The 15992-nt window shown below is 59.6% G+C and carries 11 protein-coding genes; 3 read left to right on the top strand and 8 right to left on the bottom strand.

The features are described 5' to 3' along the window. Positions 1 to 66 precede the first annotated feature (66 nt). A complete protein-coding gene (gene acrD / locus V8N38_RS18540) occupies positions 67 to 3204 on the bottom strand; it encodes a multidrug efflux RND transporter permease AcrD (RefSeq protein WP_060441179.1) in 3138 nt (1045 codons plus the stop codon). A 293-nt stretch (positions 3205 to 3497) separates the two neighbouring features. Here acrD and V8N38_RS18535 point away from each other — a divergent pair, with 293 nt between their 5' ends. After that, positions 3498 to 3776 (top strand): winged helix-turn-helix domain-containing protein, encoded by a 279-nt coding sequence (locus V8N38_RS18535; protein WP_004941750.1) that lies wholly within the window; start codon positions 3498 to 3500, stop codon positions 3774 to 3776. Between the two features lie 32 nt (positions 3777 to 3808). On the opposite strand, the gene V8N38_RS18530 is transcribed toward V8N38_RS18535, so the two are convergent. From V8N38_RS18530 to V8N38_RS18520, 3 genes are all read right to left on the bottom strand, one after another. Then, positions 3809 to 4441 (bottom strand): response regulator, encoded by a 633-nt coding sequence (locus V8N38_RS18530; RefSeq protein ID WP_049197963.1) that lies wholly within the window; start codon positions 4439 to 4441, stop codon positions 3809 to 3811. A 161-nt stretch (positions 4442 to 4602) separates the two neighbouring features. Further along, on the bottom strand, positions 4603 to 6279 hold the full coding sequence (gene narQ / locus V8N38_RS18525; protein WP_060452039.1) for a nitrate/nitrite two-component system sensor histidine kinase NarQ: 1677 nt from the start codon (positions 6277 to 6279) through the stop codon (positions 4603 to 4605). A gap of 253 nt (positions 6280 to 6532) precedes the next feature. After that, a complete protein-coding gene (locus V8N38_RS18520; protein ID WP_147840163.1) occupies positions 6533 to 8179 on the bottom strand; it encodes a M60 family metallopeptidase in 1647 nt (548 codons plus the stop codon). 234 nt (positions 8180 to 8413) lie between these two features. Here V8N38_RS18520 and nudK point away from each other — a divergent pair, with 234 nt between their 5' ends. Next, a complete protein-coding gene (gene nudK, locus V8N38_RS18515; protein ID WP_025303814.1) occupies positions 8414 to 8989 on the top strand; it encodes a GDP-mannose pyrophosphatase NudK in 576 nt (191 codons plus the stop codon). Between the two features lie 50 nt (positions 8990 to 9039). Here the strand turns inward: nudK and tkt are convergent, their stop codons facing one another. From tkt to V8N38_RS18500, 3 genes are all read right to left on the bottom strand, one after another. Further along, on the bottom strand, positions 9040 to 11034 hold the full coding sequence (tkt, locus tag V8N38_RS18510; protein ID WP_049274185.1) for a transketolase: 1995 nt from the start codon (positions 11032 to 11034) through the stop codon (positions 9040 to 9042). A gap of 18 nt (positions 11035 to 11052) precedes the next feature. Continuing rightward, positions 11053 to 12003 (bottom strand): transaldolase, encoded by a 951-nt coding sequence (gene tal, locus V8N38_RS18505; protein WP_060419797.1) that lies wholly within the window; start codon positions 12001 to 12003, stop codon positions 11053 to 11055. Positions 12004 to 12261: 258 nt separating this feature from the next. After that, entirely contained in the window at positions 12262 to 12855 is a 594-nt protein-coding gene (locus V8N38_RS18500; RefSeq protein ID WP_004936574.1) for a lytic polysaccharide monooxygenase, read from the bottom strand. Between the two features lie 404 nt (positions 12856 to 13259). Here V8N38_RS18500 and V8N38_RS18495 point away from each other — a divergent pair, with 404 nt between their 5' ends. After that, positions 13260 to 14201, top strand: a complete 942-nt coding sequence (locus V8N38_RS18495; protein ID WP_038881234.1) for a LysR family transcriptional regulator — start codon at positions 13260 to 13262, stop codon at positions 14199 to 14201. 85 nt (positions 14202 to 14286) lie between these two features. Here the strand turns inward: V8N38_RS18495 and V8N38_RS18490 are convergent, their stop codons facing one another. Then, a complete protein-coding gene (locus V8N38_RS18490; protein ID WP_060439255.1) occupies positions 14287 to 15786 on the bottom strand; it encodes a glycosyl hydrolase family 18 protein in 1500 nt (499 codons plus the stop codon). Positions 15787 to 15992: the final 206 nt, after the last annotated feature.

The following is a 15992-nucleotide window of genomic DNA, read 5'->3' as shown; positions in this document are numbered from 1 at the left end:
CGAGATTATCGTTCGAAATAAAGCAGCATCGGTTCACCCGACGCTGCTTTTTTTATATCCCGCGGGTCAGTCCCCGGCGGCCGTCGTATTGCCTGCCGGATGCGCTTTACCCGGGAAACGGCGGCGCACCAGTACGAAGAACAGCGGCACGAAGAAAATGGCCAGCAGGGTGGCGGAGATCATGCCGCCCATGACCCCGGTGCCGACCGCATGCTGGCTGCCGGAACCGGCGCCGCTGCTGGTGGCCATCGGCAGCACGCCGAAGATAAACGCCAGCGAGGTCATCAGGATCGGCCGCAGACGCATGCGTGACGCATCGAGCGTGGCGGACATCAGATCCTGCCCTTTATGGTTCAGCTCATTGGCGAACTCGACGATCAGAATGGCGTTTTTCGCCGACAGCCCAATGATGGTCAGCAGGCCAACCTGGAAATAAACGTCGTTCTCCAGGCCGCGCAGCCAGGTGGCGGCGACCGCGCCGATCACCCCCAGCGGCACCACCAGCATCACCGAGAACGGGATCGACCAGCTCTCATACAGCGCCGCCAGGCACAGGAACACCACCAGCAGCGAGATGGCGTACAGCGCCGGCGCCTGCGAGCCGGACAGCCGTTCCTGATAGGACATCGCGGTCCATTCCAGGCCAAAGCCGGTCGGCAGTTGGCTGACCAGTTTCTCCATTTCCGCCATGGCAGTGCCGGTGCTGACACCGTTGGCCGCCTCGCCGACGATCTCCAGCGCCGAGCTGCCGTTATAGCGCTCCAGCCGCGGCGAGCCGTACTCCCAGTGTGAGGTGGCGAAGGCCGAGAACGGCACCATGCCGCCTGCGCTGTTGCGTACATACCATTTGTTGATGTCATCCGGCAGCATGCGGAACGGCGCCGCGGCCTGCACGTAGACTTTTTTCACCCGGCCGCGGTCGACGAAGTCGTTGACGTAGGTCGAGCCCCAAGCGGTGGAGAGGGTGTTGTTGATGTCGTCGATAGACACGCCCAGCGCCTGGGCCTTGCGCTGATCGATATCGATTTGCAGCTGCGGGCTGTCGTCCAGGCCGTTGTGGCGCACGCGCGACAGCAGCGGGTTTTGCCCGGCCAGCTGCAGCAGCTGATCGCGCGCCGCCATCAGCTTGGCGTGGCCGAGCCCGGCGTGGTCTTCCAACTCCATATCGAAGCCGGAGGAGTTGCCGAGGCCGGTGATCGCCGGCGGGCTGCTGGCGATCACCCGCGCTTCGTTAATCTTGTTGAATGCCAGCGTGGCGCGATCGATGATGTCGAACGAACTGTTGGCGCCCGAGGTGCGCAGATCCCAGTCTTTCAATCGCACGAACAGGCGCGCCACGTTCTGGCCGTTGCCGCCCGGGCCGGAGCCGATGATGGCGAACACCGACACCACATCCTGTTTCTCTTCGGTCAGGAAGTACTGCTCGACCTTTTCCACCACCTTAGAGGTTTGCTGCAGGGTGGAGCCCGCCGGCAGTTGCACCTGTACGGTGAAGATACCGCGGTCTTCCTGCGGCAGAAACGAGGTCGGCAGCTTGATGAACAGCAGCGCCATGCCGCCGAGCAACAGCAGATAAATCACCATGTAGCGGCCGCTGGCGTGCAGGATCCGCCCCACGCCGCGCTCATAGCGTTCGGCGTTGCGGTTGAACATGCGGTTGAACCAGCCGAAGAAGCCGCGCTTGCCGTGATGGTGCCCCTTGGCGATCGGTTTGAGCAGCGTGGCGCACAGGGCCGGGGTCAGGATCATCGCCACCAGCACTGACAATACCATGGCGGAGACGATGGTAATGGAGAACTGGCGATAGATGGCGCCGGTGGTGCCACCGAAGAACGCCATCGGCACAAATACCGCCGACAGCACCAGCGCGATGCCGACCAGCGCGCTCTGGATTTGCCCCATGGATTTGCGCGTGGCCTCACGCGGTGGCAGGCCTTCCTCGCTCATCACGCGTTCGACGTTTTCCACCACCACGATGGCGTCGTCCACCAGCAGGCCGATCGCCAGCACCATGGCGAACATGGTGAGGGTATTGATACTGAAGCCGCAGGCGGAAAGGATGGCGAAGGTGCCCATCAGCACGACCGGCACGGCGATGGTGGGGATCAGCGTGGCGCGGAAGTTCTGCAGGAACAGGTACATCACCAGGAACACCAGCAGGATGGCTTCCAGCAGCGTTTTCACCACGTCCTTGATCGAGGCTTTGACGAACGGGGTGGTTTCATAGGCCACCTTGGCCTCCAGCCCGTGTGGGAAGTACTGCGACAGCTCGGCGATCTTGTCCTTCACCAGCTGGTCGGTCTGCAGTTCGTTGGCGCCGGAGGCCAGCTTGATGTTCATGCCAGCGGCCTGCATGCCGTTGTAGCGGCTGAGGTAGTTGTAATTCTCGCCGCCCAGTTCGACGGTGGCGACGTTGCCCAGCGTCACCAGCGAGCCGTCCTGATTGACCCGCAGCGTGATCTGGCGGAACTGTTCCGGCGTCTGGAGCTGCGACTGGGCGTTGATGGTGGCGTTCAGCGCCTGTTTGTCGACCGACGGCGTGCCGCCCAGCTGGCCGACTGCCACCTGGGCGTTCTGCGACTGAATGGCCTTGACCACGTCCTGGGTCGTGAGCTGGTAGCTGTTGAGCTTGTTGGGATCGAGCCAGATGCGCATGGCGTATTGCGAGCCGTACACGTCCATGCTGCCGACGCCGTTGATGCGGCTGAGCGGATCCTGCAGGTTGGAGACGATGTAATCGGCGATGTCCTGCTTGTCCATGCTGTTGTCGGTGGAGACGAACGCCACCATCATCAGCGTGGTGTCGCCGGATTTCGACACCGTGACTCCCTGATTCTGCACCGCCTGCGGCAGACGTTTGATCGCCGCCTGCAGCTGGTTTTGCACCTGCTGCATCGCCTCGTTGGGATCGGTGCCGGCTTCGAACGTCAGCGTGACGGTGGCCTGGCCGGTATTGGTGCTCTGCGACGACATATACATCATGTTGTCGAGGCCGGTCATATTCTGTTCAATGATTTGGGTAACGGTGTTTTCCAGCGTTTGCGCCGAAGCACCTGGGTAAGTTGCGCTGATGCGCACGTTCGGCGGCGCCAAATTCGGGTATTGTTCTACCGGTAGGGAAGAAATCGCCAACGCCCCGGTCAGGCAAAGAATAATTGCCAGCACCCAGGCAAAAATCGGGCGATCAATAAAAAAATTGGCCATGCAGCGCGAACCTCGTTATGACTTGTTCTATCTTTAAAACGCATCAGAATTATGCATTTCAGCGGCAGGGAAGGATTCCGGCGCTATTGCACTTTACTCGGGATAGCCGAGGAAAGCGTGGAGAAAAAAAGGAGATAGTGTAAATAACGGTAGCGGAAAACGGCGTGGGTGTACTGGCGTCGGTAATTGTACGCTATTAAGACATTTTTATTACTATCAAAGGCCTTGCGCATCTCTTCGCCGCAGGGAACCGGAAAGTAAAAACTGGACTTACCTTACAGCAGGAGCTTGGCATGGGAATTAACCCGGTATTTGCCCGTCGGCTTTATTTGTGCTGGCTGATCAGCCACAGTGAGCGGCCCAATGTGCCGCGGTTGATGGCGCTGACCGGCTGGCCGCGCCGCACGTTGCAGGATGTGCTGAAGGCGCTGCCCGGCATGGGCGTCGAGCTGCAGTTCGTGCAGCAGGGCGTGCGCAACAACGACGGTTTTTATCAGTTGGAAAGCTGGGGGCCGTTCAACAAGAGCTGGGTGCACCAGCATCATCAGGCGCTGCTCAGCGCCATCGAGTAAGCTGCCCCGGCGCATTGGCCGGGGCGGGGCGATCATTGACTTTTGTGCTCCAGGTACATCACCGTCGCCGCCACGCGAGAACGCACGTCCAGCTTGCGCAGTATGTTGCGGATGTGCACCTTCACGGTTTCTTCAGAGATATGCAACTGCGCCGCCACCTGCTTGTTGGACAGGCCGCGCGCCACCTCTTGCAAGACGTCCAGCTCGCGTTCGGTCAAGGCGGCGAAGGGATCGCGTTGCTCGCCGCGCGCCAACAAATAGTCGGCCATGGCGTCGCTGATCACGTTCTGCCCTTCGGCGGCGGCGCTGATGTGTTCCAGCAGCTGTTCCGGCTCGCTGTCCTTCAGCAGGTAGCCGTCTGCGCCGGCGTCGATCAGCGCATACAGATCGCTGCGCGCGTCGGAAACCGTCAGCACGATGATGCGCGCATCCACGCCTTCGTCGCGCAGGGCCCGCAGCGTGTCCAGCCCGGACATGCCTTTCATGTTCAGATCCAACAAGATCACGTCCGGCGTGTGCTGCAGTGCCAGCGCAACCGCCTCACTGCCGTTGCCGGCCTCTGCCACCACGCCAAATCGCGCATCCAGTCCCAGCAGTTGTTTGATGCCGCGCCGCATCAACGGATGATCGTCAACGATCATGACTCGGTATTGCTTCATCACCATGAAATATGCTCCCTGTAGCAAGTAAAGCCACTCAAACGCGCCCTGGGGCGTGCTTCACAGTGGGACTGTCTCTTCAAAAATAGCGGCAATCTTCGCCGCAAACCTCCCCGGGCGGCCTTCTGCCCGGCGGCAGCCGTAACGCAAAGTGAACAGCGGCGAGGTCAGGGCGGGAATGTCAGGCAGACCGCCGTGCCGCCGCCGTTTCTGCGCCGAATGTGCAGCGTTCCTCCCAATCGCGCCGCGCGTTCGCTCATGATGGTCAAGCCGTAGTGCCCTTCCGGTTCCTCCAGACTGGCGATGCCGCAACCGTCGTCGATAATGCTGAATACGTTGTCGCCTGCGGCGTTGACTTCGCAACACAGGGTGATTTCATTCGCCCCGGCGTGCTTGACGGCATTGAGCACCGCCTCGCGCACGATCTGCAGCGCGTGCACCTGCTGCTGGGCATTGAGCGCCTGCGAAGGTAGCCGACAGTGTAACTGAATCCGCGCGGGGGTTAGAGCCTTTAATGGCTGCAACAGCTGCTCCAGCGCGGCGTTCAGGTCCGCCTCCTGAATATTGAGACGGAAGGTGGCCAGTAATTCTCTCAGTTGGCGATAGGCATCGGCCAGTGTGCGATCGAAATCGTCGATAATCACCTGCGCCGCCGGCGCATCGGTGGCGCGCCTGAGCAGCGTAAGCTGAATGCGCAGGAACGACAGCGTCTGCGCCAGCGAATCGTGCAGCTCGCGGGCGATGGTCGCGCGCTCTTCCATCAACAGCAAATATTGGTGCTGCTTTTGCGCCCGGTTGAAGTAGACGCCGCGGCCCAGCATGTTGGCCAGGCTCTGCATCAGATGAGGATGCGGCGGGTGCGCCTCGGGCTGCCAACGCAGCTCGCCCAGCGGTTTGTCGCTCTGGGTGATCGGCAGCGTGTTCCAGGCTTGCGTCGGCGCCGGTTCCCCTTCATTCAGTTGCCACTGGCCGTGGTCGTCCGCCACGTTCAGCCGGATGCAGCGCAGCCGTTCGCTTTGGCGCACGATGCGCAGCACATTCTCGAACGCCTGCTGATCGATCTGGCGCACGCTCAGCGCCTGCGAACAGCGATACAGTACCTCCAGCGTTTCGTTGGCCTGCTGCAGGCGCCGGGTCTTTTCCTGCACTTTCAGCTCCAGCGACTGATAGAGCCGGGCCAGCTCGTCCGACATGGCGCTGAAGGTTTGCGACAGCACGCCGAGCTCGTTCGGCAGCGCCACGTCCAGCTGCGGGTGGCTGAAGTCGCGCTGCTGCACGCGCTGGCTGGCGTCGACCAGATGCTGCAGCGGCGTGACCACCTGGCGGCGCATAAAGCGAATGCAGAACAGCACCAGGCCAATGATGGCGGTGTAACCGATCACGCTGACGGCGGCCACCAGGGTGAGTTTCAGCTCGGAATAGCGCTGCAGGGCAGAAACGAAATGATCGACGCGGTTGACGTAGCCGGCGACCTCCGCCCGGTAGGCGGCCGCCTGCCCGCCGCGGATCTGGCGCTCCATCGTTTGCCATGCCCGTTGCAGCGCCAGATAGTGATTCCGCACCTCGGCCGGTACGTAAAACCGCGCCAGCTTTTGCAGCGCCGGCGCCTGTAAAGATTGCCGGTACTGCTGCAGGTGCAGCTCCAGCTCCGGGCTCTGCTGGTCGAGATCGAAGGCCAGCCGGTAGCTTTGCATGCGCAGCGAACCGGCGATATTGATCGCTTCGGCGTCGCTCTGGCTGCCGGCGACGGTGGTCAACGCCAACCCGGTGGCGAGCACCGACAGTATCACGATGCCGAACAGCGCTCTGGCCAGGCTGCCGGTCACGGAACGTTTAACAAGCAATCACGGATCCTTCTCTCAGGTGAGGCGCTTCGCCAGTTTCATTCGAAAGCAAAACTATAACTTTTGCAACTAAAATGCACCGCGATTTGTATCAAGTTGTCAACAAAACGGGAACAATTGTCGTCGTATAATCAAATGAATAGCGAAATGCCCGCCGATGTTCAGCGGCGGGCTGGTTTCCTCCGGCGATTTGTCTTTAGCGTGGATCAAATCTTGCGCAAGGCTCCTCGTCGGCGGTTTTTGTCACTGCCGGTCAAGGCGTCGGCAGATGCATCGCGGCAACCTGTTTCGCCGCAGCATCGCTGAAGCGCAACCCCCAGCGGGTAAAGTACTCGCGCAGATCCTGCCCCGCCTCCCGGCTGTAGACGACCACGCTGAAGTCGATGACCTTCTGCGGCGTGCCGAAGACGTATTTATATTTATCCTGCATGGTGTTACCCGGTGCCGCGAAGGCCTGCTTCAACCGTTCCTGATTGATGCGCGGGAAGAAGGATTCATCATAAGCGTGCAGCAGATGGGTAAAGAATCCCAGTGCGAGATCGTGCTGCTGCTTCGGGAACTCGTCGTAGCGCACTTCCGAAGCGAGGAACTTACGCACCGCATCCCGATCCCACTCTTTGTCTGCCCCCAGTTTGCAGGTCGGGCCATAGTCAAAATCGTTACGTTCCGACAGCATGCGGCAGGCCAGTACCGAATAGCGGTTGACCTGCACTTCGGGGAACACGTTGTATTCCCACTGCGGCTCGTTCTCGTGCCCCAGTTCGTGCCAGAGCCCCCAGTGAGCGGCATTGGCGCGGGTGGTCTTGTCGGCGAAGAAACCTACGTTGACCGCGCCCTCGCGGTATTCCGCGCTGCAGCATTTGCTGTAGTTGAGGAACAGGGAGCCCTGTGACGCCGTGAACATCTCGTGGGTACCATCCATGCCGTTCACCGCTTCATACAGCGCGGCAATGCTGAGGCTTTCCCCCAGCGATTTATTGATGATCTCCTGCGTTTTGTCGGTGATTTTCTTCGGTACGAAGTGATTGGATTTACCGTCATACAACACGACGCCGCCCAGGATGCTGGCGCCGGCCTTCTGTTGCTCCCAGTCGCCTTGCGTATTTTGACCGAGAATGTGCAGGTTGCTGTCGCCCCCGCCGCTCACCTCAAACCGGACCAATTCGCCGTTTTGCTGTTTTTGCGGATGGCTGCAGCCTAAGGCCAGTACGCCGGTTTGCGCGAAGGTATAAGTGGTCTCCTTGTTGGCATCAAGCTTTCGTTTTTCCGAGTAGATGCTGTCGACATTATCGAAACGGGCGCTGGTCGCCGCAAAACATGAGCTGCCTGCCGGAATGGCCCCGGTCTTGATCGTGACGCTGTCGCCCTGATTCCCCAGCGTACGGGTGTAGAAGAAAATTCCGCGCGCCATGCTGCCATACAAGGAGTTGTACCAACTTGCGGCGTGAACGATCGGCAGCCGGTAGACATTTGGCGTGTCTGACGGGTACATCTGCATGGTGCGCTTGAGCCAATACAGCGGCGTGCGGGCATCTTGCGAGTCCGCCAGCGCCTGTTCGGCGTCTTGATTCAGCGCGTCCAGGCTGGTGCCGATGTAACGCAGCGCATCGTTGAATCCCTCCTGCTCGGCGTAGGCTTGCCACCAGGGGGCTTCCTGGGCGGTACACTGGCCGAGGTTTTGCCAGGGTTCGCCGACCCAACCGGCTACGCCGGGGATATGGTGCTTTTCTGCCCACCATTTATTGGCGAACAGCGCATTGTCCTTGATGACCTGTGTGCCTTTGATGGCGCAGGTTTTAGCCGTCCATTCCGGCACGTTGGCGCAGTCCGCCGCGTGGGCGCCGGCGCTGGCCATCAATAAAAGGCTTAACGGTAACAAACAGCGATGAGTCAGTTTCACGTTGGTTTTCCCTAAAGAGGCGTTGAAAAATAAAGTAGGCGCGTGTTATTAGGATGATATTGGCGCTCTTCCTTATGGTTTTTTTTCAGGTTTTCCGCTACTTAGATGTACTTACTTTAAGATGATTTCAGGTTGGGGTACCGTTGGGAGCGATGATGTTTTGTTGCAAATCGTCTGCCGCGGCGCGGCGCAATCGCGGTATGATCTTCAGGTTGCTACTCAAGGGAAAAGGGCATGTCGTCGAAAATTGAGAATGTGAAGAAAGAGCTGCTGTCGGACAACTGGTATGTGCTGCACAAGTACACGTTCGATCTGAAACGCAAAAACGGCGGTTCGGTGCAACAGGTGCGTGAGGTCTACGATCGCGGCAACGGCGCCACCATTTTGCTGTACAACCGCGCCAAGGGCACGGTGGTGCTGACCAACCAGTTCCGCATGCCGACCTATGTCAACGGCAACGAAAGCGGCATGTTGCTCGAGGCCTGCGCCGGCCTGCTGGACGCCGATTCGCCGGAGCAGTGCGCGCGCCGCGAAGCGGTGGAGGAAACCGGCTTCCAGGTGAGCGAGGTCAAGAAAATCTTCGAAGCCTACATGTCGCCGGGCGGCGTGACCGAGATCGTGCACTTCTTTATCGCCGAATACCATGACGATGAGCGGCGCGCGGCCGGCGGCGGCATTGAAGATGAAGATATCGAAGTGATCGAACTGCCGTTCAGCGAAGCGGTGGCGATGATCGCCGACGGCCGCATTAAAGACGGCAAGACCATCATGCTGCTGCAATATTTGCAGATTCATCGGGTGATGGCATAAAAAAAGCCGGTCACGATGACCGGCTTTTTTATCGGCTTGCGCCAGGCCGCTTACTTCAGCAGCGCCTGCGCCTTGGCCACCACGTTGTCCACGGTGAAGCCGAACTCGGCGAACAGCTGCTCCGCCGGCGCCGACTCACCGAAGGTGGTCATGCCCACGATGGCGCCGTTCAGGCCCACGTACTTGTACCAGTAGTCCGCAATACCCGCTTCCACCGCCACGCGCGCCGTTACCGCCGCCGGCAACACCGACTCGCGGTACGCCGCATCCTGCTTGTCGAACGCGTCGGTCGACGGCATCGACACCACGCGCACCTTGCGGCCCGCCGCGGTCAGCTTGTCCGCCGCTTCCACCGTGATGCCCACTTCGGAGCCGGTGGCAATCAGGATGACGTCCGGCGTGCCCGCGCAGTCTTTCAGCACGTAGCCGCCGCGGTACACGTTCGCCAGCTGCTCTGCGGTGCGCGGCTGCTGGGTCAGGTTCTGACGCGAGAACACCAGGGTGGTCGGGCCGTCGTTGCGCTCGATGCCGTACTGCCACGCCACCGCCGACTCCACCTGGTCGCACGGGCGCCAGGTGCTCATGTTCGGGGTCACGCGCAGGCTCGCCAGCTGCTCCACCGGCTGGTGGGTCGGGCCGTCTTCGCCCAGACCGATGGAGTCGTGGGTGTAGACGAACACGTTGCGCAGCTTCATCAGCGCCGCCATGCGCACCGCGTTGCGGGCGTATTCCACGAACATCAGGAAGGTCGCCGAGTACGGCAGGAAGCCGCCGTGCAGCGCGATGCCGTTGGTGATGGCGGTCATGCCGAACTCGCGCACGCCGTAATGAATGTAGTTGCCCGCCGGGTCAACGTTCAGCGCTTTCGAGCCGGACCACATGGTCAGGTTGCTCGGCGCCAGGTCGGCAGAGCCGCCCAGGAACTCCGGCAGCACCTTGCCGAACGCTTCCAGCGCGTTCTGCGATGCCTTGCGGCTGGCGATGTTGGCCGGGTTGGCCTGCAGTTTTTCCACAAACGCCTTGGCGTCGGCTTTCCAGTCGGCCGGCAGCTCGCCGTTCATGCGGCGCTTGAACTCGGCAGCCTGCTCCGGGAAGGCCTTGGCGTAGGCGGCGAACTTGTCGTTCCAGGCCGCTTCTTTGGCCTGACCGGCTTCCTTGGCGTCCCACTGGGCGTAGATGTCCTGCGGGATTTCAAAGGCGGCGTATTTCCAGCCCAGCGCTTCGCGGGTGGCGGCCACTTCGGCGGCGCCCAGCGCGGCGCCGTGCACGTCATGGGTGCCGGCCTTGTTCGGCGAACCGAAGCCGATAACGGTCTTGCACATCAGCAGCGACGGCTTGTCGGTCACCTTGCGGGCTTCTTCAATCGCGGCCTTGATGGCGTCCGGGTTGTGGCCGTCAACGTTGCGCACCACGTGCCAGCCGTAGGCTTCGAAACGCAGGGCGGTGTCGTCGGTGAACCAGCCGTCGACGTGGCCGTCGATGGAGATGCCGTTGTCATCGTAGAAAGCGGTCAGCTTGCCGAGCTTGAGGGTACCGGCCAGAGAGCAGACTTCGTGCGAGATGCCTTCCATCATGCAGCCGTCGCCCATGAAGGCGTAGGTGTGGTGGTCAACGATGTCGTGGCCCGGGCGGTTGAACTGCGCCGCCAGGGTGCGTTCGGCGATGGCGAAGCCGACGGCGTTGGCGATGCCCTGGCCCAGCGGGCCGGTGGTGGTTTCAACGCCTGGGGTGTAGCCGTACTCCGGGTGCCCTGGGGTTTTGGAGTGCAGCTGACGGAAGTTTTCCAGCTCGCGCATCGGCAGGTCGTAGCCGGTGAGGTGCAGGAGGCTGTAAATCAACATGGAGCCGTGGCCGTTGGAGAGCACGAAACGGTCGCGGTCAGCCCAGTGCGGGTTAGTCGGGTTGTGGTTGAGGTAGTCACGCCACAGGACTTCGGCGATGTCCGCCATGCCCATAGGGGCACCCGGGTGGCCGGAATTTGCTTTTTGTACGGCGTCCATGCTGAGTGCGCGGATGGCGTTGGCAAGCTCTTTACGAGAAGACATAACGAAACTCCAGTACGGTTACAGTTGAGCGACCAACATGTCTTCCAGCTTCTGCTGGTCGACGGCGAACAGGCGAATGCCTTCGGCGAGTTTTTCCACCGCCATGGCGTCCTGATTGTGCAGCCAGCGGAATTCCGCTTCGGCCAGCGGGGCAGGTTGGTGGAAGCCCTCGGTAGACGGGGTCAGCTTGCGCTCGACCGGCTGGTCGCTGTTTTTCAGCTGTTCAAGCAGGTTCGGCGCGATGGTCAGGCGATCGCAGCCGGCCAGCGCCAAAATCTGCTCAACCTTACGGAAGCTGGCGCCCATGATCACCGTCTGGTAACGATGACGCTTGTAGTATTCATAGATGGTACGCACCGACTTCACGCCCGGATCCTGATCGGCATCGTAGTCGGCGGCAGGCTGTTTGGCCTGGTACCAGTCATAGATGCGGCCGACGAACGGCGAGATCAGATACACGCCGGCTTCGGCGCAGGCGCGGGCCTGGGCGAAGGAGAACAGCAGCGTCAGGTTGGTGTTGATGCCTTCTTTTTCCAGCTCTTCGGCGGCTTTGATGCCTTCCCAGGTGGAAGCCAGTTTGATCAGGATGCGCGATTTGTCGATGCCCTGTTCCTGATACATGGCGATCAGCTTGCGCGCTTTGGCGACGCACATGCCGCGATCGAACGACAGGCGGGCGTCCACTTCGGTGGAGATGCGGCCCGGCACGCTTTTGAGGATCTCGACGCCGATATTGACCGCCAGCTTATCGCTGGCGTTGATCAGTTGGGTTTCCTTGCTGCCGCCCTGACGACGGGCGTAATCCAGCGCTTCGGCGATCAGCGCCTTGTACTGCGGCAGCGCGGCGGCTTTCAGGATCAGCGAAGGGTTGGTGGTGGCGTCCTGGGGTTCGAACTGGCGGATGGATTCGATATCGCCGCTGTCGGCGACCACCGTGGTCAACTGCTTGAGTGCGTCTAATTGATTCATTAATAAGCTCCTTGACCAAGCTCAACGTAGGGAAATGAGAACCTTTTTCATCATAGGGGGAACACACTGCATCATCGGGTCGGGAATGAAAATGCGCTTTTTCTGATTGTTGCGATGGATAATAACAATGAATGCCGAATAAACCCAGGCGGGGCGCGGCTTACGGCGGTGGCAGGCGAAGGGGGCGGTAGCGCAAGAGCCAAAAAAAGAAGGGTTCAGCGCCAGGCTGAACCCTCAAAGATCGTCTCATTTGGCCGATTATTTGCTCAGGTTGACATCGATCGCCTGGTAGAAGGCGTTGGCGGTGTCGGCTATATCCCACACGGCAAGGATCACGTGCGAACCGCTGCGGTCTGCCGGTATATTGCACTGGTGGGTTACCTGTGCGGCTGGGATGGCGCCGCCGTCGTTGAACTGGCAGAACGGCGTCAGGTCAAAGGAGGCGCGGGTCAGCGGCTGGGAAGCGTCCCAGTTCGGTTTGGTGATGAAATAGCGCCAACTGGTGGTGCTGTGACGCGCGGTCAGCTTCCAGGTAAAGGAGTTTGGGCCGGTTTTCAGGTTGAGCTTGTTCCAGCGCGTCGGCGTTTGCTGATCCAGTTCGAAGAAGGTGGACTTGTCGGCGCTGGCGATATGGCCGTCAGCCGGGCCGGCCTGCGGGAAGCCTTTCAGGCCTTCGACGCTCTGCGGTTCATACTGCACGCTGCCGCACTGGGTGTTGAGCTGCAGTTTGCACTGATAGGCACGGCTGGCCGGCGATTCGACGTAACCGTGGGCATTCGCCTGTTGCGAAACGCCGAACATGGCCGCGCTCAGCAGGCCCAGAGAAAGCAGGGTACGGGAAGTTTTGTTCATAAGTCACTCCTGACTGAAATTATGTTGTAAGTTGAGCGTATTTCACCGACAAAATGAGAGGCTAATAACGCAATTAGAAATAACCCTGTTTGTCGGCTTGTTTTATTTTTATCATTCTGGTTGTGCAGCAGAGCGGAATGTTTTAGCGGCTATTAACGAAAATTATTATGATGACGATCTTTGATCGTTAGGCTGAATTTATTTAACTGTCACAGTGTAAAAGCACGGCGCTATGATGAAATTTATATCATGTAGTGATGAATAGTATTTAAGATAGCGCTCTCATTTATGAAGTATATTGCTTGTTGCCTTGAGTACCCTTGTTCGACTTGATCGATTTTTGTGCGCCACCACCTCGGGAATTTAGTGTCATTTTTCTTATTTTATTTTAAAGAGGAATTTGTATGACTAGATTATCCCTGGACGCGATTAAAATAATCAGCACCATCAAGAGCACCGGCTCTTTCTCTATGGCGGCGGAGGCGCTGCATAAAACGCCTTCGGCGATCTCTTATCGGGTTTCCAATATTGAAAGCAAACTCTGCGTGAAACTTTTTCATCGCAATGGCCCCATGATTACCCTGACGGATGAAGGGGAATTTCTCCTGCAGGAGGGCAGCTGGATATTAAATGCGGTGCAGGATTTGGAAAGTCGGGTAAGAAACATCCCCAAGCTGGACAATAATATCCGCCTGGCGGTGGACACCTTCTTCCCGCTGGAGACCCTGACGCAGGATATCCGCGACTATATTCAGCATTGCCCGAACGCCAATATCTCGGTGCAGCGGGAAGCGCTGAACGGCACCTGGGATGCGCTGAAGAACAACCGGGCGGACCTGATCATCGCCATCGGCCAAATTCCCGACAGCGTACAGGCCAAAACCCTGATGCTCGGCAAGCTCAACTTCGTGCTGTGTGTGTCGCCTTCGCACCCGTTCGCGGCGCAGAGAAAGCCGGTGTGCAAGAAGCAGCGCTTGAACGACATCGTGGTGGTGATCGCCGACAGCAGCCATGAACTGCCTAAACGCAATCACGGCACGCTGCCTCTGCAGCGCCAGCTGGTGGTGTGCGACGTGGAAAGCAACCTGGCGCTGCTCAAACGCGGCATCGGCCACGCTTTTCTGCCGCCTGCGCTGATCGAAAAGGAATTGGCCAGCGGCGAACTGGTGACGGTGCCGGTGGAGATGCAAAAGGGCGACGAAATGATTTGGCTGGCGTGGCATCCGGCCAGCAAGGGCGCCGGGTTTAGCTGGTGGCATGAGCGGCTGACGCGCAAAAGCGATGTTTACAGCCTGATGGGCCGGGAAGTGGTGCGGGATGGCGGCTATCCTTGGTGCCACAACTGAAGGAATAGAGACGAAGGGACGCGAAAATCAAACGGTTAACTCAATGAAAACCCCGCAGCGTTCGGCTACGGGGTTTTTTTATGGCTTACGCCACGCGGCCTACCTTCAGCCAGGCGCTGTCGGAGCCGGGCGCCGAGGTGATATAGCCCCACTTGGTCTGCCAGACGTAACCCTGATAGGACACCAGCGCGCCCTGCGCGTAAATGGTGCCCGGCACGTAGGCCGGCGCGGTCATGATCGGCAGGTTGCCGGGGCCGACGCCGGTGTAGCGCAGGCCGGTGCCCATATCCAACTGGCTGTCGTCGTAGTCCGCGGCGTTGAAATAGCGATCCAGCGCGGCCAGCAGATCGCCGTTGCGGTTGTCTTGCCCCAGATGCCAGAACATCACGCCGCCCAGCTGCTGCTGCTTGATGTACTTCGCTTTGTATTTGAAGCTTTCGGCATCGTCATAGGTGACGAACAGCCCGTTCTGCGCATGATACAGGTAAGGGGTTTTGGTCTTGTCGTTCCACAACCGCTGATAGCCGTAGTTGCCCTGCAGCATCTGTTCCAGCTGGCGATAGGAGGCGATGCGCGGATCTTTGTCGCGCACGCACTCTTCGCAGCCCACCAGCCAGTAGTCGGTGCTCGGATACGGATCTTCGCCCGGCGTGCTGTGGCTGCTGTACTGGCCGCCGTTGCTGCCGCTGACGCCTTTGAAGGCGCGGCCGTAGAAGGGAACGCCCATCACGATCTTGGCGCTCGGCACGCCTTCCATCATCAGGTGTTGCTGCACCGCGGCGTCGACCGTCAGGCTGAACGGGCTGGGGAAGGCGCGGGTCAGCTCTTCCCAGCTCCAGCCCAGATTGGCTTCGCGCAGCGCGTTGTAGAAGGTCGGCCCGGCCGCGTCGCCGAACAGCGCCGCCTGGTGGTTGGTGATCTTCTCCCAGGGGCCGGCCAGATCGTAGGTCATCAGGTTGATGTAATCGAGCGGCGCGACGATCTGCGCCAGCTTGCTGTAATAGCGCGACAGGAAGAAGGCGCCGCCGGCGCCGGCGATGGTCAACTGATACGGCAGCGCCTGGCGGCCGTCGGCGACGGTTTGCTGATTCAGCAGGGTGCGGATCTCTTGCAGCGCGGCGATGAAACCCTCCACTTCTGAGGCCTGCGGGTACTCCCAGTCGATGTCCACGCCGTCGAAGCCGTAATCCTTCATGATGCGCACGCAGGATTGGGCAAACTTGGTGCGCGACGCCGGGGTTTTCACCGCGTTGACGTAGTTGGCGTGCGACACGCCCAGATCGTTGGAGTAGTACCAGCCGCCGATGGAGAACATGATGCGCAGGCTGGGGTTGTGCGCTTTGAGCGCGGTCAGGCGATTGACCACATCACGCGCCTTGGCGTCGTTGGTGGCCGGATCCCAGGCGCATTCCAGATTGCTGTTGATGTCCAGGAACGAGAAGTTGATGTGCGTCAGCTGTTTGGCTTTGGCCGGCGTGATGTTGGAAACCGGGAACGGCACGACGGACGTATCGGACTCGGTGTAATTATTGATTTGGTTGGTTGGAATAAAATAATACCCAATAACGGCTTTGCGTGTGGACATGATATTTCTCCAGAGTGGATGTTTTTATGATGGGGAACTATTTCCCGTAGCCATTAATGTTTATTTTTGATGAAAACAAAAGTCGAAATAAATCACGATAACAATGAATTTTTATTCACTGCCGTACACATTGGCGGTTATGCGTTGTGCCAGCGCTCAGCATGAATGAATTCGACCATAGGGTCTGTATTTATTCATTTGCTTTG

The organism is Serratia nevei (genome assembly GCF_037948395.1).
Taxonomy (GTDB): Bacteria; Pseudomonadota; Gammaproteobacteria; order Enterobacterales; family Enterobacteriaceae; genus Serratia; species Serratia nevei.
The sequence above is the reverse complement of the archived record's forward strand: the minus strand, read 5'-3'. Positions and strand labels throughout refer to the sequence as shown.